This is a genomic window from Streptomyces sp. NPDC021224 (genome assembly GCF_044332905.1).
In the GTDB taxonomy this organism is placed as follows: domain Bacteria; phylum Actinomycetota; class Actinomycetes; order Streptomycetales; family Streptomycetaceae; genus Actinacidiphila.
Window position 1 is genome coordinate 352,745 of record NZ_JBIRPW010000002.1, and the last position, 17,614, is coordinate 370,358.

Sequence of the window (17,614 nt, forward strand, 5' to 3'; positions counted from 1 at the left end):
GCATTCGCCATGACACCGGTCATGCCGCAAAAGGGATGAAACGGACCCTGGTGAATGCCCGTCGTATTCGCACGGCAATTCCATGCCGCAATCGCGCAGAAAAAGTGCGACCCGCTGCCCCACGGCGCGCCCGCGCACGCTAAATTTCTGGCCATGCCCCGTGGACGTCACCGCCATTCCCAGCCCCTGCACCGCATGCTGCCGCCGCTCACCGTCGGCGGCGCGGCGGCCGTCCTCACCGCCGCGTCGTTCGTCGTCGCGGACACCGGCGTGATACGGGTCATCACCGCCGCGACCGCGCTCACCGCCATAGCGGGAGCCGCGCTCGCCCGCACCTGGGACCGCGCCGCCGGGCGCAAGGTCGCCGACCTCGAAGCGAGCCGCGTCCGCGAGGAGTGGCGCACCGAGGAGCGGGTCGCCGAGCTGGAATCGGACCTGGAGGAGTCGCGGGAGATCCGCGCCCGCCTGGAGAAGAAGCTCCGCGGCAAGCGCGCCGAACTGGCCAGGCTCCGCACCGAGCACGCCGACCTGCTGCGGCGCTACGCCACCGCCGAGGCCGAACGGGCCCGGGCGCTGGAGAAGATCCGCGAGCTGCGCGTCGGCGACGTCCCGCAGCAGCAGCTCGCCCTCACCGGCGGCTCGCCGGTCGGCCCTGCCGCCTTCCTCAAGGCCGAGCAGGCCCTGCGCGAGCTGTCCCGCAACACCGCCCGCCAGCAGGCCCAGGCCACCGTGGACGCCGCCCGCCGCCGTGAGGCCGCCGCCCCCGAGGAGCCCGAGGGCCGCCACACCGCCGAGGCCCACGCCCGCGCGGGCCTCGCCCCCCGCGAGACCCGCCTCGTCCCCGCGGCGGCCGCGGTGCTCCCCTACCCCCAGGCCGGTGCGCAGTCCGCCGGGCGGGCCGTCGGGGGCTTCGACTTCTTCGGCACCCAGAAGGCGCTGCCCGCCGCCCCGCCGTCGGGCCCCGCGCTCCCGCCCGCCGCCGCCCCGGCAGCCGCCGAGCACGCGCAGGCCGCCGAGGCGTCCGAGGTCATCGACCTCACCGCCCACGACGACACCGAGCAGCTGGACATGACGGGCCTGCGCGCCTCCCAGGCCTGACCGCCGCAGGCCGCGCCCCTACGCCAGGGGCAGGACCTCCATCGTGGGGCTCAGGTGGACGTGGATCTCGCGGATGCCGGTCGGGGCCACCGCGAAGGTCAGGACCCGGTAGTCGGGCGTGCCCTGGGCGTAGACGATGGCGACCTTGCCGTCCACCAGGGCGAGACCGGACTCCCCGGTCAGCGTTGCCGACACCATCGCGCCCCGCGCGACCTGCTCGGCCCCGCGGCGCACCGGAGAGCCGGGGACGTCCGAGCGGGAGACCACGCCCGGGTCCAGGACCGCGACGAGCGCCTCGAAGTCGCCCAGCCGGGCCGCCGCGAGAAAGGCCCCCACGACCTGCCGCTGGAGCGCGAGATCGGGCTCGGCCGCCGTCACCGGCGCACCCTGCACCCGCCGCCGGGCCCGCGAGGCCAGCTGACGGGCGGCCGCGGGCGTACGGTCCACGATCGGCGCGATCTCGTCGAACGGCACCGCGAACATGTCGTGCAGCACGAAGGCCAGCCGCTCCGCCGGATCCAGCGTCGCCAGAACCACCAGCAGCGCGAGCCCGACCGAATCCGCCAGCAGCGCGTCCTGCTCCGGATCGGGCGCGCCCGGCGCCTGCTCCACCTCGCTCAGCGGCTCCTCGCCGCGCCGCCGCCGGGACCGCAGCATGTCCAGGCACACCCGCCCCACGACCGTCGTGAGCCACCCGCCGAGATTGCCCACCCCGCCGTCGCCCGCCCGGCTCAGCCGCAGCCACGCCTCCTGCACCGCGTCCTCCGCCTCCGCGGTGGAGCCCAGCATGCGGTAGGCCACCGCGCGCAGATGCCCCCGGTACGCCTCGAAGCGCTCGGCCAGCAGTTCGTCGCCCATACGTCACGTTCCTCCGTCGCCGTCCCTGCCGACATGACTCCCGGCGGGCGGCCGATGTGACCGGACGGACTACTTGTCGATGTCGCCGACGACGAAGAACATCGAGCCCAGGATCGCGACCATGTCGGCCACCAGCGTCCCCGGCAGCAGCACCGTCAGCGCCTGGATGTTGTTGAACGACGCCGAGCGCAGCTTCAGCCGGTGCGGTGTCTTCTCGCCCTTCGACACCAGGTAGTAGCCGTTGAGCCCGAGCGGATTCTCCGTCCAGGCGTACGTGTGGCCCTCCGGCGCCTTCAGCACCTTGGGCAGCCGCTGGTTCACCGGCCCCGGTGGCAGCTCCGCCATCCGGTCCAGGCACGCGTCCGCCAGGTCCAGCGCCACATGCGTCTGCTCCAGCAGCACCTCGAAACGCGCCAGGCAGTCGCCCTCCTCGCGCGTCACCACCCGCAGCGTGTCCGCCAGCTCCCCGTAGGCCAGGTACGGCTCGTCCCGCCGCAGGTCGAAGTCCACGCCGCTGGCCCGTGCGATGGGCCCGCTCACCCCGAAGCCGTGCACGTCCTGCCGGGACAGCACGCCCACCCCGCGGGTCCGCCCGCGGAAGATCTCGTTGCCCAGCACCAGGTCGTCGATCCGCCCCATCCGCGCCCGCACCCGCGCGACCGACGCCCGCGCCCGCGCCGTCCAGCCGTTCGGCAGATCCTCCTTCAACCCGCCGACCCGGTTGAACATGTAGTGCATCCGCCCGCCGGAGACCTCCTCCATCACATGCTGCAAGTCCTCGCGCTCCGTGAACGCGTAGAAAATCGGCGTGATCCCGCCCAGCTCCAGCGGATACGACCCGAGGAACATCAGGTGGTTCAGCACGCGGTTCAGCTCCGCGAGCAGCGTGCGCGTCCACACCGCGCGCTCCGGCACCTCCATGCCGAGCATGCGCTCGACCGCCATCACCACGCCCAGCTCGTTCGAGAACGCGGAAAGCCAGTCGTGGCGGTTCGCCAGCATCACGATCTGGCGGTAGTCCCGCGCCTCGAACAACTTCTCCGCGCCACGGTGCATGTACCCGACGATCGGCTCCGCCGACCGGATCCGCTCGCCGTCGAGCACGAGCCGCAGACGGAGCACTCCGTGGGTGGAGGGGTGCTGGGGGCCGATGTTCAGCACCATGTCGGTGCTTTCGGCTGCGCCGCCGATGCCGATGGTGGTCTCCGTCATGAGGTCATCCTCTCAGGACGGTGCGGGCTGGTCCTTTGCGCCTCGGGGTGCGTGGTGCGGTTCGCCGCGCGACCCTCTGCCGGTGGGGGGTTGCTCGCGCAGTTCCTCGCGCCCCTTTGCGCCATGAGCTGCCTCTTGCGGTAGGCGTCGCGATCTTCTCGCCGCTGTGGCTTGTCGCGCAGTTCTCCCCCAGGGCTTCGCCTGGGAGGTACCCCCACGCGCCCCCGGGTTGCTCGGCGGGGCATCGCGCGCCTGCCCCGGGGGTGGGGTCGGGGGCCGCCACGGGGCACCTCCTCGGAATGCGCGTTCGGCCTCCTACGGAGTTGGTGAGGGACTGGGAAGCGCATTCCTGCGGGGGCACCCCGCACCGTCCCCCTCCGGGGTGGTGGGGCGGCTGCCTGCCGGGGGGGCAGCTCTGAGCGAAATCGGAGGTGAGGGTGGGGTGGTGGGGGGAGGGTGGGGGCATGGCGACGATGTTGATGTTGGGCGGGACGGGGTTTGTCGGGCGGGCGATCGTCGAGGAGGCGGTCGGGCGCGGGTGGGAGGTGACGGTCTTCCACCGGGGGAGGCGGGCGGTGCCGGAAGGGGTCGCGCGGGTGGTGACCGGGGAGCGCGACGGGGATCTCGCCGGGCTCGCGGACGGGGAGTGGGACACCGTCGTGGACACCTGGTCCGGCTCGCCCGGGGTGGTGGAGCGGTCCGCGGCAGCGCTCAAGGGACGGGTGGCGCGGTACGCGTACGTGTCGAGCCGGTCCGTCTACGCCTATCCGCCGCCTCTCGGCGGAACGGAGGACGCCCCGCTCGTCGAACCCGGAGACGGCGACTACGCACAGGTCAAGCGGGGAGCGGAGGTCGCCCTGGAAGAGGTCTTCGGGGACGCCGCCCTGCTCATCCGGGCCGGGCTGATCCTCGGACCGTACGAGGACATCGGCCGGCTCCCGTGGTGGCTGGGCCGCGTCGCCCGCGGCGGGCGGGTCCTGGCCCCGGGGCCGCGCGACCTGCCGTTGCAGTTGGTGGACGTGCGCGACCTCGCCGCGTGGACGCTGGACGCTCTCACCGCCGGGCTCGGCGGGCCGTACGACATCGTGAGCGAGCCCGGCCACGCGACGATGGGGTCCTTCCTCGACGCATGTGCCGTGGCGACGGGCGGCGACGCGGAATTCGTCTGGGCCGACCCCGACACGATCACGGACGCGGGCGTCCAGCCCTGGATGGACCTCCCCCTCTGGCTCCCGCCGGGCCCCGAGCACGACGGCATGCACGGCGCGAACCCGGCGAAGGCCCTGCGGGCCGGGCTCCACTGCCGACCCGTCACATCGACCGTCGCCGACACCTGGACCTGGCTCCAGTCCATCGGCGGCACGGCCCCCCAGCGCCCCGACCGCCCCCCGGTCGGCCTCTCCCCGGACACCGAGGCCCGCCTCCTCACCATCCTCCCCTGACCCCCACCGGCAGGCAGCCGCTGAACCGGCCCGGAGGGGGACGGTGCGGGGTGCCCCCGCAGGAATGCGCTGTCGGTGGCTCACCGACCAGGTAAGAGGCCGAACGCGCATTCCGAGGAGGTGCCCCGTGGCGGCCCCCGACCCCACCCCCGGGGCAGGGCGCGATGCCCCGCCGAGCAACCCGGGGGCGCGTGGGGGTACCTCCCAGGCGAAGCCCTGGGGGAGAACGGTGCGAGCAACCCCCCACCGGCAGAAGGTCGCGCGGCGAACCGCAACATGGCACCCCGAGGCGCAAAGGCCCCGCGCCGAACCGCGCGCTCAACCCCCACCGGGGGAAGTTCGCGCAAGCTCACCCCAGGGCGCAGCCCGTCGCGCCCACCGCCGAGGCCAGCGCGGCGCAGTCCGGGGAGCGCGGGGTCAGGGACCACGTGAACGCGCCGAGCCCTTCCGCGGAGGTGAGGGACGCCGCCTCGCCCGCGGCGGCGAGGCCGCGGACGTACGCGGCGGGGTCCGTCGAGGCGAGGGAGAGCGGGGGGCGGGCCCCCGACACGCCGAGGGCGGCGAGAGCCACCCGCTGGGGGACGTGCACCGCACCCGGCAGGGAGTCCGCGGCGACATGCGCCGTGAGGTCGCACGTGGCGTCGGGGAGGGGCGGGACCTGCCGCCCGGCGCGGTAGCCGGTGAGGGTCCCGTACGGCGGGCGGTCGTCGCGCGTGTGGGCGTAGTCCACCGCGACCGCGAGCCCGGCGGAAAGGCTCCGCGCCGCCTCCGCCCACGCGAGGTCCCGCGCGAGCCCGACCTCGGCGCGGGTGTGCGGCGCCGCAAGCGGCCACCAGCGGCGCAGCCACTCCGCGTCGGTGCCGGTCACCTCGGCGCCCAGCCGCTCGGCCCCGTCGGGTACGCGGACCTCCACGTACCGGACGGCCCCCGCCTCGTCCGCCTCCACGACGTCGAGCGGCACGTTGTCGAGCCATTCGTTCGCGAAGAGCAGCCCGCGGCCGCCGCGCGGCGGCCGGGTGGTCCAGGTGATGCGGGGGTCGAGCCCGGCGGGGGGCGGGGCCAGCTCGACCGCGTACGCCCGGACGCGCCCGGCGACCTCGGGCGGCAGGGCCCCGAGGACGCCTTCGCACAGCTCGCCGCCGCCCGCCGCCATGTCGGTGAAGGTCAGCTCGGCGGGGTGGCCGAGTGCCGTGTCGACCCGGCGGAGGAGTTCGGCGACGGCCCGCGCGTAGAGCGGGGAGACGTGCACGGACGTGCGGAAGTGCGCGGCGGGGCGTTCGCGGACGAAGAAGCCGTCCGGGCCGTACAGGGCCTGGGCCATCGCCTGCCGCCAGGGAAGCCACCGCGGGGTGGGGCTGGTCACAGCGGGAACCTTCCTGGCCTGGTGGTGCGTCCTAGGGCTGGGCACGGAGCCGCCCCGGGCCGGTAGGGTTCCGGCATACCACAGCGCCGCGGGCGCCAGCGCGCAGGTGGCGGCGGATGTGCGGTAAGGCAGTACGAGGGAGTGGACAGGGATGACGGCCGGACAAGACGGCACGCCGGAGAACGACGACCCGTTCGGGTATCTCTACCGGGCCGAGGACGGCAGCGAGCAGCCGGCCGCCCCCCGTGCCTCGTACAACCAGGTGCAGCGGGTCGGCGAGCGGCGCCCGCAGCCCCAGCAGCAGGGCGGCTACGGCTACCCCCAGCAGCAGGGCGGCCAGCAGCAGGGCGGTTACGGCTATCCGCCGCAGCAGCAGGGCGGCCAGCAGCAGGGTGGCTACGGCTATCCGCCGCAGCAGCCGTACGGCCAGGGTCAGGGCCAGGGGCCGCGCGGTCCGCAGCAGGGCGGTCCGCCGCAGTACACGCGGCAGCAGCCGCAGTACGCGCCGGGCGGCCCGGACGACGGCGGCCACCGTGGGGGCGGCGGTGACGGGGGCGACGGCAACCGCCGGGGCCTGCTCATCGCGGCCGGCGCGGTCGTGGTCGTCGTCGCGATCGTCATCGCCGTCGCCATGACCAGGGGCTCGGGCGACAAGAAGCCCGAGGCCAAGGACAGCACCCCGGCGGCCACGGCGACGAGCGCGCCCACGACCGAGCCGACGCCGTCCGACACCCCGACGCAGTTCGCGTCGGACAAGGTCGACGCGGCGACCCTCGTGCTGGGCAGCCCCGCCGCGGTGAGCAACCAGTGGACGGGCGCGAGCGCCGCGAACGGCACGTACGTCGACCACATGAACCAGGCCGGTGCCAGCGTGACGTGGAAGGTGACCGTCCCGACGGACGGCTCGTACACCTTCTTCATCAACTACGGCAACGCGGGCCCGGACGCGACGCTGTCCCTCACGGTCGACGGCAAGATGCGCACCACGCCCGTCAAGCTCCGCAACTACGGGAACTACACGTCGTGGGACAAGGCGTGGAACAACACCACCTACGCCTGGGTCACGCTCAAGGCGGGCGAGAACACGCTCCAGCTCTCCTACCAGCCCACCGACACCGGCGGCGTCAACCTCGACCAGCTGTGGCTCAAGCAGGGCCAGGTCAAGAAGTAGCGAGCGGCTCGACCACGACGCGGGAGAGCACCTCGGCGTACCGGCCGGGGTCGTAGCCCCCGCCCGGGGGCGGCCCGGGGGACTCCGTCAGCGCCACCGCGCGGGCCAGCCGCTCCGGCCAGGGCAGGCCCGTCACCGCGCCCGACAGCAGCCCGGCCAGCGCGTGGTCGGTGGCGGTCGCGCCGAGCCCGCGGGCGTGCCGGGGCGGTGCGGCGTGCCAGCCGCCCTCCTCGGCGAGGGCCAGCATGCCGGCACCGCCCGGGCCGAGGGGCGCGGCCACCGCGCGCGCCCCGCGCTTGTAGGCGTCCCGCGCCGCCCGCACGGGTTCGGCGAAGCCGGTCAGGGCCGCGAGCCCGGCGGCGTCCTGCACGACGAGGTCGGGCCGGGCGCCCAGGCCGCGGCGCAGCGCGGGCCCGTACGCGTCCAGGGCGACGTAGACGCCTGCCGCGCGCGCCTCGCGTATCAGCTCCGCGTACCCGCCGACGGGTACGCCCGGCGGCAGGCCCCCGCACAGCGCGACGCCCTCCGCTCCGCGCGCCAGCAGCCCCCGGTAGACGGCGAGCAGTCCGGCCCAGTCCCGCACGGGTCCGGGGTGCGGCTCCGTGACGCCGCTTCCGATACCGGTGACGGTGACCTCGTGTCCGAGCGCGCGCAGCGTGCGGGCCACGCGCACGCCCTTGCCGGGCGGGACGGGGGAGGATGTGGGCAGCACGGGTTCCATCGTGACGACGATCACCCGTCGATGATCCCGCACTCCCGCCTCCCCGCCCAGGGGGCGTCGCCCGCCCGCTGGGCGGCCCGGGGAAAAACGGGCGAGGTCAGGGGGTCAGGGGCGGACGATCCACTCGCCCTGCCGCATCACGCCCACCACGGCGTACTCCGCGTCCAGGACGACGAGATCCGCGTCCTTGCCCGCCTCCAGCGTCCCCACGCGGTCCGCGAGGCCGATCAGGCGGGCCGGGTTCGTGGAGATCGCCGCCACCGCGTCGGTGACGGAGAGCCCGTCGAGCGTGACGGCCCGCTTGAACGCCGTGTCGAGCGTGAGCGTCGATCCGGCGATCGTGCCGTTCTCGGCGAGCCGTGCGACGCCCTCGCGGACCTCGACCTTGAGCGGACCGAGGTCGTACGTCCCGTCGCCGAAGCCGGCGGCGTCCATCGCGTCGGTGATGAAGGCGACGCGGCCGGCCCCGGCGGTGCCGAAGGCGAGTTCGAGGACGGCGGGGTGCAGGTGGGTGCCGTCGTTGATGAGTTCGACGGTGACGCGCTCGTCCTCCAGCAGGGCCGCGATCGGGCCGGGGGAGCGGTGGGCGAGCGGCGGCATCGCGTTGAACAGGTGGGTCGCGACGGTGGCGCCCGCGTCGATGGCCTCGACGGTCTGCTCGTAGGTGGCGTCGGTGTGGCCGATCGCGGCGATGACGCCGAGGTCGGCGAGCAGCCGCACGGAGTCGATGCCGCCGGGGAGCTCGGATGCGAGCGTGAACATCTTGGCGGTGCCGCGGGCGGCGTCCACGAGCTTGCGGACGTCGGCGGGGTCGGGGTCGCGCAGCAGCGTCTCGTCGTGCGCGCCCTTGCGGCAGGGGTTGATGAAGGGGCCCTCGTAGTGGATGCCGGCGATGTCGCCCTGCTCGACGAGTTCGGAGAGCATCCCGGAGCGCCGGACGAGGAAGTCCATGGACTCGGTCACCGTGGACACGACGAGCGTGGTCGTGCCGTGCTCGCGGTGCGTGCGGACCCCGGTGAGGACCTCCTCGGCGGTGCCGGAGGTGAAGGACGCGCCGCCGCCGCCGTGGTTGTGGATGTCGACGAAGCCGGGGACGACGAGGTGGTCCGCGGGCAGGTCGAGGACGGCACCGGCGTCGGGCGCGGGCCCGGAACCGTTCCCGGAGGCCGTGTCCGCCGGGCCCGCGGAGGCGATCCGCGTGCCCTCGATCGTGATCCGGCCGCCGTCCACCACACCCGAGGGCAGGACCACACGGGCACCCGCCAGCACCGAGCGCTGCGTTGTCGTTACGGGAGCCATCAGGCGGTTACCTCCACGGAGAGTAGATCCCAGGCGAGCAGGCCCGCGCCCAGGCATCCGGCGGTGTCCCCCAGCGCGGCGGGGACGATGAGGGGGAGTTTCTGGAAGGTGATGCGGGACTCCACGGCGCTGCGCAGCGGGCCGAAGAGGGTGTCCCCGGCCTCGGCGAGGCCGCCGCCGATGATGAGCATCCGCGGGTCGAGCAGGGTGAAGCCGGTGACGAGGCCCGCGGCGAGCGCGTCCACCGCGTCCCGCCACACCTCGATCGCGCGCGGGTCGCCGGCCTCGACGGCGCGGGCGCAGTCGGCCGCGTTCGCGTCGGGCCCGCCGCCGGCCGCGGCCCAGGCGCGGGAGACGGCACCGGCCGAGGCGAGGGTCTCCAGGCAGCCGCGCTGGCCGCAGCCGCACTCGGGGCCGTCGGGCCGGACGACGACATGGCCGATCTCGCCCGCGTAGCCGTGGGCGCCCGCCTCGATCCGGCCGTCGATGCCGATGGCGCCCGCGATGCCGGTGCCGAGCGCGAGGAAGAGGAAGCGGTCGGTGCCCTGCCCGGCGCCGATCCGGCCCTCGGCGAGTCCGCCGCTGCGGACGTCGTGGCCGAGCGCGACGGGGACGCCGTCGAGGCGGGCGGAGAGCAGGTCGCGCAGCGGGACGTCGCGCCAGCCGAGGTTGGCGGCGTAGGCGGCGATGCCGCGCACGTCGTCGACGATGCCGGGGACGGCGACACCCGCGGCGGCGGCGGGCTCGCCGAACTCGCGTACCCCGTGGTCGCGCAGGTCCGCGGCGAAGTCCAGGATCGCCGCCACGACCGCGTCCGGTCCGCGCTTTCGGCCGGTCGGCCTGCGGTCCTCGTGCAGCAGTGTTCCGTCCGCTGCGACCAGGGCGGCTTTCATCCCGGTGCCGCCGACATCAAGGGCGATGACATGTCTCACGGAGGACAGTCTCCCGGGTAACCCCCAAAAAGGTCTAGTCCACTCGTCGAGGAAGATCCGCGGCGCTGCCGGGTCGATGTCCGTCGGGGCTGTTGTGGCATAGACCTCCTGGCCTGTGCGGATCGGTGTACGCGCAGGTCAGAGGGGTGGTCAGATCGCTGGACGGCCCCGATTGCGAAACAGTTTCGTAAGTGGTGTAGACCTTGGGTGAAGCTATGGGGAAGACTCTGCGCTTCCGCAGACAAATCCATCCTCGAAGGCGGTAAACCGGCATGCGCGTCCAGCGGCGAAGAGTGCGGCGGCTCCTCGGCACGGGGGCGCTCGGCCTGAGCACGGCCCTGACCGTGACGGCGGTCGGCGGATGCGGCGGGCAGTCCCCGCTCAGCAAGGACGTCACGCTGCACATGGTCGCCGCCGACTACGGGGACCCCAAGACGGGCAACAGCTCCACCGGTTACTGGAAGACCGTCGTCGACGGCTTCCAGAAGGACCACCCGCACATCAAGGTCGACGTCCAGGTCATCGACTGGGACCACGTCGACGACAAGGTCGACTCGATGGTCAAGGCCGGCAACGCCCCCGACATCGCGCAGATCGGCTCCTACGCCGGTTACGCCGCCAAGGGCCAGCTCTACAGCGCCGACAGCCTCTTCAGCATCAGCCAGCAGGCCGACTTCATCCCCTCGCTGGCCACCATCGGCTCCGTCAACCGGGTGCAGTACGGGCTGCCCTGGGTGTCCAGCTCGCGGCTGTTCTTCTACAACAAGACCCTCTTCAAGCAGGCCGGCATCAAGCAGGCGCCCAAGACCTGGGACGAGGTCGCCAAGGACGCCAAGAAGCTCAAGGCCAAGGGCGTCAAGGTGCCCTACGGGCTGCCGCTCGGCACCGAGGAGGCGCAGGCCGAGGCCCTCATGTGGATGCTCGGCGACTCCGGCGGCTACACCAGCAGCGCCGGCTCCTACAACCTCGACTACTCCGGCAACGTCACGGCCTTCCGCTGGCTGAAGCAGAACCTCGTCGGCAAGGGCCTGACCGGCCCCGGCAACCCCGGCAAGACCAACCGCCGCGACGTCTTCGCCGGCTTCCTCGCCGGCGACGTCGGCATGCTCAACGGCCACCCCACGCTGCTCGCCCAGGCCAAGGCCGCGCACATCGACGTCGGCCTCGCCGCCCTGCCCGGCCTCGACGCCCCCGCCCGCGACACGCTCGGCGTCGCCGACTGGATGATGGCCTTCAAGAAGAAGGGCGACGACCACCTCAAGGCCGACGCGACCTTCCTCCAGTACGTCTACCAGCCCGCGAACTCGCGCAAGTTCCTCGACGAGTACGGCTTCCTGCCCGTCACCAGCTCCGTCTCCCAGGAGATGGCCGACGACCCGAAGGAGGCGGACATGAAGCAGTTCATCGACGTGCTCCCGACGGCCGTCTTCTACCCCATGAACAAGACGTCCTGGGGCGCGGTCTCCGACGAGATCAAGAAGAGCATCGGCCAGGCGGTCGAGGCGGACCCCTGGCAGGTGCTCGGCGCACTCCAGCGGTTCGCGTCCTCGCAGAGCGGGCAGTAGCCCGCGTATGAGCGACCACGCGGAAGCGGGCGAGCTGCCCGAACGGGACCGGGCGGTGCTGGACCTCGCGTCCCGCTCCTGGCCCGGCCCCGGCGCCCGCGACCGCGCCGTCCGCGAACGCCTCGGGCTGTCCCCGACGCTCTACCTCCAGCGTCTCAACGCCCTCCTCGACGACCCCCGCGCCGCCGCGTACGCCCCGGCGACGGTCCGCCGCCTGCGTGACGCGCGAGCCGAGCGCCGCGCCCGCCGCTGAGCGTTTTCCGGGGGCCGCGCGGGGGGCCGCACCCCGCGGGTAGGTTAGGCGCATGGCCGAGATCCCGACGCCCGGAACGGGCGAGGGCCGAGAAGCCCTCGCCGCCCTCCTCGCAGAACCGCACCGCGCGGTCGTCGCCCTGGACTTCGACGGCACCCTCGCCCCCATCGTCCCCGACCCCGAGCAGGCCAGAGCGCACCCGGGAGCCGTCCCGGCACTGGCCCGGCTCGCCCCGCACGTCGCCGCCGTCGCCGTCGTGACGGGCCGCCCCGCCGGCGTCGCCGTACGGTACGGCGGCTTCGCGGGCGTCCCCGCCCTGGAGCACCTGGTGGTGCTCGGCCACTACGGGGCCGAGCGCTGGGACGCGCACAGCTCCGCGGTGCACAGCCCGGGCGCCCACCCCGGGGTGACCGCCGTCCGCGCGGAGCTGCCCGGCTTCCTGGACCGCAACGGCGCCTGGCAGGGCACCTGGATCGAGGACAAGGGCGGCCGCGCGGTCGCCGTCCACACCCGCCGCGCGGAGAACCCGGACGCCGCCTTCGAGGCGCTGCGCGGCCCCCTCACCGAGCTGGCCGCCACGCACGACCTGGTCGTGGAGCCCGGCCGGTACGTCCTGGAGCTGCGCCCGCCGGGCATGGACAAGGGCGTCGCGCTCGCCGCGTACCTGCGGGAGGTGGACGCCGGCAGCGTCCTCTACGGCGGCGACGACCTCGGCGACCTCGCCGCCTACGCCGCCGTGCGCGAGCTGCGCAAGCAGGGCCTGCCCGGTCTGCTGGTCGCCGCCGCGGGCGGCACCGAGGCCCCGCAGGAGCTGACGAGCCAGGCCGACCTGATCGTCCCCGGCCCGGAGGGCATCGTCGCCCTGCTGGACTCCCTCGCCGACGCCGTCACTGCCTAGGGCCTGTCGTCTGGATCTCCGCGGCGTCGCGTGTCCCGGCACGCACATCTGCCGCGTTGTCGTCGGTCGACAACGCTCCGCGTTGCCTCCCTCCTCCGCCTTGCAGCTGCACGCACCGGACCCCGCTCCGTCCTCCACGGAGATCCAAACGACAGGCCCTAAGCCGCACCGGCCCGCTCGCGGCGGCTACTCCAGCGCCGCGAGCTGGTCGAGGAACCACCGGGTCGGCGGCAGCGCCGTCGCCGCCGCGGCGAGCCGCTTCGTCCGGTCGGCGCGCTCCGCGTCCGGCAACGTCAGCGCGTCGTTCAGCGCCTCCGCGGTCGCGCTCACGTCGTACGGGTTGACCACGATCGCGTCGTCGCCCAGCTCCGCGTAGGCGCCCGCCTCGCGGGAGAGGATCAGCGCGACCCCGTTGTCGGAGACCACCGGCATCTCCTTGGCCACCAGGTTCATCCCGTCCCTGATGGGGTTGACCAGCGCCACGTCCGCCAGCCGGTACGCCGCGAGCGAGCGCGCGAAGTCGTCGTCGACCTTCAGCAGCACCGGCTGCCAGTCGGCCGTCCCGAACTCCTCGTTGATCTCCGCCGCCACCCGCGAGACCTCCGCGGTGTAGTCGCGGTAGACCGCCAGATCCTGCCGCGAGGGGTACGCGAAGGCCACATGCACCACCCGGCTGCGCCAGCCGGGCCGCTCCTGCAGCAGCCTGCGGTACGCCAGCAGGCCGCGCACGATGTTCTTGGACAGCTCCGTGCGGTCCACCCGCACCACGAGCTTGCGCCCCGGACCCGTCTCGGCCCGCAGCGTCGCCATCCGCTCCACCACGTCGTCCCGCCCCGCGCGCTCGCGCAGGAAGTCCGCGTCCGCGCCCAGGCCGTGCACGCCCAGCCGCGTCGTCCGCCCGCGGTACGTCACCGCGTGCCCGTCCGCCGACACCTCCGCGCCCAGCACGGCCACGCAGCACGCCGCGAACGCGTCCGCCCACCGCCGGGTGAGGAAGGCCGCCCGGTCCGCGCCGAGCATCCCCCGCAGCACCTCGGCCGCGATGTCGTCCGGCAGCAGCCGGAAGTAGTCCGGCGGCGCCCACGGGGTGTGCGAGAAGTGCCCGATCCGCAGGTCCGGACGCCGCTCCCGGAGCATCGCCGGGACCAGCACCAGGTGGTAGTCCTGCACCAGCACCGAGGCCCCGGGCGCGGCCGCCTCCGCCAGCGCGTCCGCGAACGCCGCGTTGTACGCCTCGTAGGACGCCCACCGCCCGCGGAACTCCTCGTCGAAGACGGGCTCCAGCGGTGTCTGGTAGAGCATGTGGTGCACGAACCACAGCACGGAGTTCGCGATGTCGTTGTACGCGGCATGGAAGACGTCCGGGTCGATCGCGAGCATCCGCGAACCCGGCTCGCCGACCCCGCGCCGCACCGCCTCCCGGTCGCCGTCACTCAGCGCGGCGCACACCCACAGGGAGTCGCCGTCCGACTCGATCGCGCTCAGTCCGGAGACGACCCCGCCGCCGCCTCGCCGGCTCTGCAGTTCGCCTTCGGCGAGGGTGTACGAGACCGGGCCGCGATTCGACGCGACGAGCACACGTGCGAGTCCATCCACGTCTGCGTACCTTGCCGTACGGCTGCCGCCTCAAACATCAGGGGCTTGGCGCTACCGCGCCGGGTGAGCGTTTGCGGGGGGCGCGGGGAACTGCGCGAGCAACCCACCACCGGCCGGTGGTCCGGATCGGACCGAAGAGACCCTTCAGGTCGGTGACGACCCGCGCCCCGGTGGGGGCTGAGCGCTCCGTTCTCCCCCAGAGCTCCGCCTGGGAGGTACCCCCACGCGCCCCTGACGGGGCGCAGCCCCTCCGTAGGGTTACGCGGCGCGGTGGCGCAGGTACTCGGGGACGGCGACCATCGGAGGGCGCTCCTCCGTGTCGACCGGGTGGGTCGAGGGGACGAAGCCCGAGGCGGCGCGGTCGTACTGGGTGAGGCGCGGCCGCACGAGATGGCCGCGCGCCAGCCGCAGATGCGCCGTGCGGTAGATCGCCGCGGCCATGCGGCCCAGCGCCGCCCCGTCCTGGTGGCGGTGGTGCCGGACGCCCACGTCCACCTGGCCGAGCGCGTCCAGCCCGACCAGGGCGAGCGCGTCGACGAGCATGCCCAGCTCGACCCCGTAGCCGACCGGGAAGGGGAGCTGTTCGAGCAGCGAGCGCCTTGCCGCGTACTCGCCGCCGAGGGGCTGGACGAAGCCCGCCAGGCGTGGCCAGTGCAGGTTGAGCAGGGGGCGGGCGACGAGTTCGGTGACGCGGCCGCCGCCCGCGGGGACGACCGTGCCGCCGGTCTCCAGCGGGCGGTCGTACATCGCCTTGACGAGCTGGACGCCGGGCTCGGTGAGGAGCGGGCCGACGATGCCGCTGACGAAGCGGGAGTCGAACTCCCGCAGGTCCGCGTCGACGAAGCAGACGATCTCGCCGCTGGTCACGAGCAGGGAGCGCCACAGCACCTCGCCCTTGCCGGGCAGTGCGGGCAGCCGGGGCAGGATGTCGTCGCGCGCGACGACGGTGGCCCCGGCGGCCCGCGCGACCTGGGCCGTACGGTCGCGGGAGCCGGAGTCGACGACGACCAGCTCGTCCACGAGCGGGGCGTCCGGCGTCATGAGGTCGCGGCGGACGGCGGCGACGATCGCGCCGACCGTGGCCTCCTCGTCGCGCGCGGGCAGCACGACGCTGACGGTCCCGGCCGGGCCCGCCGCCCGCTTGGCGGCGAGCAGCGTCTCCAGCGGCCGCTCGGCGGCCGACCAGGACCGTGTGGCGAGCCAGCGCTCGACCTCTTCCAGCACGTTCAGCGCTCCCGTGTGTCCCGTGTGTGACGCATCTCGCGGTACGGACGGCTATCTCACCGGTGTCCGGTGTCGGTTACAGTCTTGAACAACGTCCGTACGCCCCGCATGCCGGGGTCGAACGGCGGGACAAACGCCCGGACCGGCTCAGCCGTCCGGTGCCATACCGCTCATCCAGAGGGGCAGAGGGAACGGCCCGTTGAAGCCCCGGCAACCCTCCCGCCGACCGCGAGGTCAGGTGGGGACGGTGCCAATTCCGGCTCGCGGCGACCTACGCCGTGGGGAAGATGAGGAGAAAGGGCCTCGCCACCATGGCTGTGCAGAACACCGCCACCACCACCCCCCAGGACGCCTCGCAGGACGCCGTTTTCGGCCCCGCCGTCGCGCTCTCCTGCCGCGAGTGCGGCACCCGCTACCCGCTGACCCCGGTCTTCGCGTGCCTGGAGTGTTTCGGGCCGCTGGAGGTGGCCTACGAGCTGCCGACCGGTGACCCGGAGCAGCTGCGCAAGCAGATCGAGGCCGGTCCGGCGAACATCTGGCGCTACGCCCCGCTGCTGCCCGTCCCCGCGGACGTGACCGAGAAGCAGAACCTGAACCCCGGCTGGACCAAGCTCGTCAAGGCCGACAACCTGGCCCGTGAGCTGGGCGTGACCGGCGGCCTGTACGTCAAGGACGACTCCGGCAACCCGACGCACTCGTTCAAGGACCGGGTCGTCGCCATCGCGCTGGAGGCGGCCCGCACCTTCGGTCTGACGACGCTGTCGTGCTCCTCCACCGGCAACCTGGCGGGCGCGGTCGGCGCGGCCGCGGCGCGGGCCGGTTTCCGCTCCTGCGTCTTCATCCCGGACGACCTGGAGCAGGGCAAGGTCGTGATGGCCGCGGTCTACGGCGGCGACCTGGTCGCGATCAAGGGCACGTACGACGACGTGAACCGCTTCTGCTCGGAGCTGATCGGTGACCCGGCCGGCGAGGGCTGGGGCTTCGTCAACGTCAACCTGCGCCCGTACTACGGCGAGGGCTCCAAGACGCTGGCGTACGAGATCGCCGAGCAGCTCGGCTGGCGGCTGCCGGACAACCTGGTCATCCCGATCGCCTCGGGCTCGCAGCTCACCAAGATCGACAAGGGTCTCAAGGAGCTGATCGCGCTCGGCCTGGTCGAGGACAAGCCCTACAAGATCTTCGGCGCGCAGGCCGAGGGCTGCTCGCCGGTCTCGGCGGCCTTCAAGGCCGGCCACGACGTGGTGCGCCCGGTCAAGCCCGACACCATCGCCAAGTCGCTGGCGATCGGCAACCCCGCGGACGGCCCGTACGTCCTGGACATCGCCCGCCGTACCGGCGGCGCGATCGAGGACGTCACCGACGAGCAGATCGTGGACGCCATCAAGCTGCTCTCCCGCACCGAGGGCATCTTCGCCGAGACGGCGGGCGGGGTGACCGTCGGCGTGCTGAAGAAGCTGATCGAGACCGGGCAGCTCGACCCGGCCGCCGAGACCGTCGTGCTGAACACCGGCGACGGTCTGAAGACCCTGGACGCCGTCTCCCCGACCACCGGGCCGACCGCGACCATCGCCCCCTCCCTTGCCGCCTTCCGAGAGGCTGGACTCGCATGAGTGCTTCCGTCCGCATCCCCACGATCCTCCGCACGTACACCGGGGGCCAGGCCGAGGTGCCCGCCGAGGGCGCGACGCTCGGCGAGGTCATCGAGTCGCTGGAAAAGAATCATGCGGGTATTTCCGCCCGGGTTCTCGACGACTCCGGAAAGCTCCGGCGTTTCGTGAACGTCTATGTCAACGACGACGATGTACGGTTTTCCGACGGACTCGCCACTGCGGTGCCGGACGGTGCCAGCGTGTCGATCATTCCCGCGGTCGCCGGCGGCTGAAACCGGATACCGGCAACGGATACCGAGCGTGAGCGAGAGCGTGATCCGCTAGGTGTCACGGAACTGACGAGAATACGCAGAAGCTTGGACGTTTAGACCC

General features: G+C 73.4%; 16 protein-coding genes and 1 riboswitch. Of the genes, 8 read left to right on the forward strand and 8 right to left on the reverse strand.

All coding sequences use genetic code 11. From position 1 onward, the window contains the following. Window positions 1-153: 153 nt before the first annotated feature. Window positions 154-1,098, forward strand: a complete 945-nt coding sequence (locus ACH4PY_RS06660) for a hypothetical protein (protein WP_398176656.1) — start codon at window positions 154-156, stop codon at window positions 1,096-1,098. An 18-nt stretch (window positions 1,099-1,116) separates the two neighbouring features. Here the strand turns inward: ACH4PY_RS06660 and ACH4PY_RS06665 are convergent, their stop codons facing one another. Further along, window positions 1,117-1,956, reverse strand: coding sequence for a sigma-70 family RNA polymerase sigma factor (locus tag ACH4PY_RS06665; RefSeq protein ID WP_398176658.1), 840 nt, complete (start codon window positions 1,954-1,956; stop codon window positions 1,117-1,119). A gap of 69 nt (window positions 1,957-2,025) precedes the next feature. Then, window positions 2,026-3,168 carry an NADH-quinone oxidoreductase subunit D gene (locus ACH4PY_RS06670; protein WP_398176660.1) on the reverse strand — a complete coding sequence of 381 codons (1,143 nt, stop codon included), beginning with the start codon at window positions 3,166-3,168 and terminating at the stop codon, window positions 2,026-2,028. Between the two features lie 464 nt (window positions 3,169-3,632). Between ACH4PY_RS06670 and ACH4PY_RS06675 the strand changes: the two genes are divergently transcribed. Beyond that, on the forward strand, window positions 3,633-4,610 hold the full coding sequence (locus tag ACH4PY_RS06675; RefSeq protein WP_398176662.1) for an NAD-dependent epimerase/dehydratase family protein: 978 nt from the start codon (window positions 3,633-3,635) through the stop codon (window positions 4,608-4,610). A 349-nt stretch (window positions 4,611-4,959) separates the two neighbouring features. Here ACH4PY_RS06675 and ACH4PY_RS06680 read toward each other — a convergent pair whose 3' ends face one another. Further along, the gene (locus ACH4PY_RS06680; RefSeq protein WP_398177602.1) at window positions 4,960-5,931 is read right to left on the reverse strand and encodes an SAM-dependent methyltransferase; all 972 of its coding nucleotides are present in this window, start codon (window positions 5,929-5,931) and stop codon (window positions 4,960-4,962) included. 193 nt (window positions 5,932-6,124) lie between these two features. On the opposite strand from ACH4PY_RS06680, the gene ACH4PY_RS06685 reads away from it, so the two are divergent. Next, window positions 6,125-7,144, forward strand: a complete 1,020-nt coding sequence (locus ACH4PY_RS06685) for a carbohydrate-binding protein (protein WP_398176664.1) — start codon at window positions 6,125-6,127, stop codon at window positions 7,142-7,144. On the opposite strand, the gene ACH4PY_RS06690 is transcribed toward ACH4PY_RS06685, so the two are convergent. From ACH4PY_RS06690 to ACH4PY_RS06700, 3 genes are all read right to left on the reverse strand, one after another. Beyond that, window positions 7,134-7,898, reverse strand: a complete 765-nt coding sequence (locus ACH4PY_RS06690) for a 1-phosphofructokinase (RefSeq protein ID WP_398176666.1) — start codon at window positions 7,896-7,898, stop codon at window positions 7,134-7,136. The genes ACH4PY_RS06685 and ACH4PY_RS06690 overlap by 11 nt on opposite strands. 72 nt (window positions 7,899-7,970) lie before the next feature. Further along, complete coding sequence (gene nagA, locus ACH4PY_RS06695) at window positions 7,971-9,164, reverse strand: N-acetylglucosamine-6-phosphate deacetylase (RefSeq protein ID WP_398176668.1); 1,194 nt, start codon at window positions 9,162-9,164, stop codon at window positions 7,971-7,973. Further along, the gene (locus ACH4PY_RS06700; protein WP_398176670.1) at window positions 9,164-10,096 is read right to left on the reverse strand and encodes an ROK family protein; all 933 of its coding nucleotides are present in this window, start codon (window positions 10,094-10,096) and stop codon (window positions 9,164-9,166) included. Before ACH4PY_RS06700 ends, nagA begins: the two co-directional genes overlap by 1 nt. Before the next feature lie 272 nt (window positions 10,097-10,368). On the opposite strand from ACH4PY_RS06700, the gene ACH4PY_RS06705 reads away from it, so the two are divergent. The 3 genes from ACH4PY_RS06705 to otsB are packed head-to-tail and all read left to right on the forward strand — an operon-like array spanning window position 10,369 to window position 12,812. Next, window positions 10,369-11,661 (forward strand): extracellular solute-binding protein, encoded by a 1,293-nt coding sequence (locus ACH4PY_RS06705; protein WP_398176672.1) that lies wholly within the window; start codon window positions 10,369-10,371, stop codon window positions 11,659-11,661. A gap of 7 nt (window positions 11,662-11,668) precedes the next feature. Next, complete coding sequence (locus ACH4PY_RS06710) at window positions 11,669-11,914, forward strand: DUF3263 domain-containing protein (protein ID WP_398176674.1); 246 nt, start codon at window positions 11,669-11,671, stop codon at window positions 11,912-11,914. Between the two features lie 52 nt (window positions 11,915-11,966). Next, window positions 11,967-12,812 carry a trehalose-phosphatase gene (gene otsB / locus ACH4PY_RS06715; RefSeq protein WP_398176676.1) on the forward strand — a complete coding sequence of 282 codons (846 nt, stop codon included), beginning with the start codon at window positions 11,967-11,969 and terminating at the stop codon, window positions 12,810-12,812. 186 nt (window positions 12,813-12,998) lie between these two features. On the opposite strand, the gene ACH4PY_RS06720 is transcribed toward otsB, so the two are convergent. Together ACH4PY_RS06720 and ACH4PY_RS06725 are read right to left on the reverse strand one after the other, a co-directional pair. Further along, window positions 12,999-14,408 carry a trehalose-6-phosphate synthase gene (locus tag ACH4PY_RS06720; RefSeq protein WP_398176678.1) on the reverse strand — a complete coding sequence of 470 codons (1,410 nt, stop codon included), beginning with the start codon at window positions 14,406-14,408 and terminating at the stop codon, window positions 12,999-13,001. A gap of 258 nt (window positions 14,409-14,666) precedes the next feature. Beyond that, window positions 14,667-15,632: a glucosyl-3-phosphoglycerate synthase gene (locus ACH4PY_RS06725; RefSeq protein ID WP_398176680.1), complete on the reverse strand. Its 966-nt coding sequence runs from the start codon at window positions 15,630-15,632 to the stop codon at window positions 14,667-14,669. A gap of 167 nt (window positions 15,633-15,799) precedes the next feature. Next, a riboswitch (SAM riboswitch) is annotated at window positions 15,800-15,926 on the forward strand. 17 nt (window positions 15,927-15,943) lie between these two features. Here ACH4PY_RS06725 and thrC point away from each other — a divergent pair. Both thrC and ACH4PY_RS06735 read left to right on the forward strand, forming a co-directional pair. Beyond that, on the forward strand, window positions 15,944-17,242 hold the full coding sequence (gene thrC, locus ACH4PY_RS06730; RefSeq protein ID WP_398176682.1) for a threonine synthase: 1,299 nt from the start codon (window positions 15,944-15,946) through the stop codon (window positions 17,240-17,242). Further along, window positions 17,239-17,514 (forward strand): ubiquitin-like small modifier protein 1, encoded by a 276-nt coding sequence (locus tag ACH4PY_RS06735; protein ID WP_398176684.1) that lies wholly within the window; start codon window positions 17,239-17,241, stop codon window positions 17,512-17,514. The genes thrC and ACH4PY_RS06735 overlap by 4 nt, the downstream gene beginning before the upstream one ends. Window positions 17,515-17,614 lie beyond the last annotated feature (100 nt).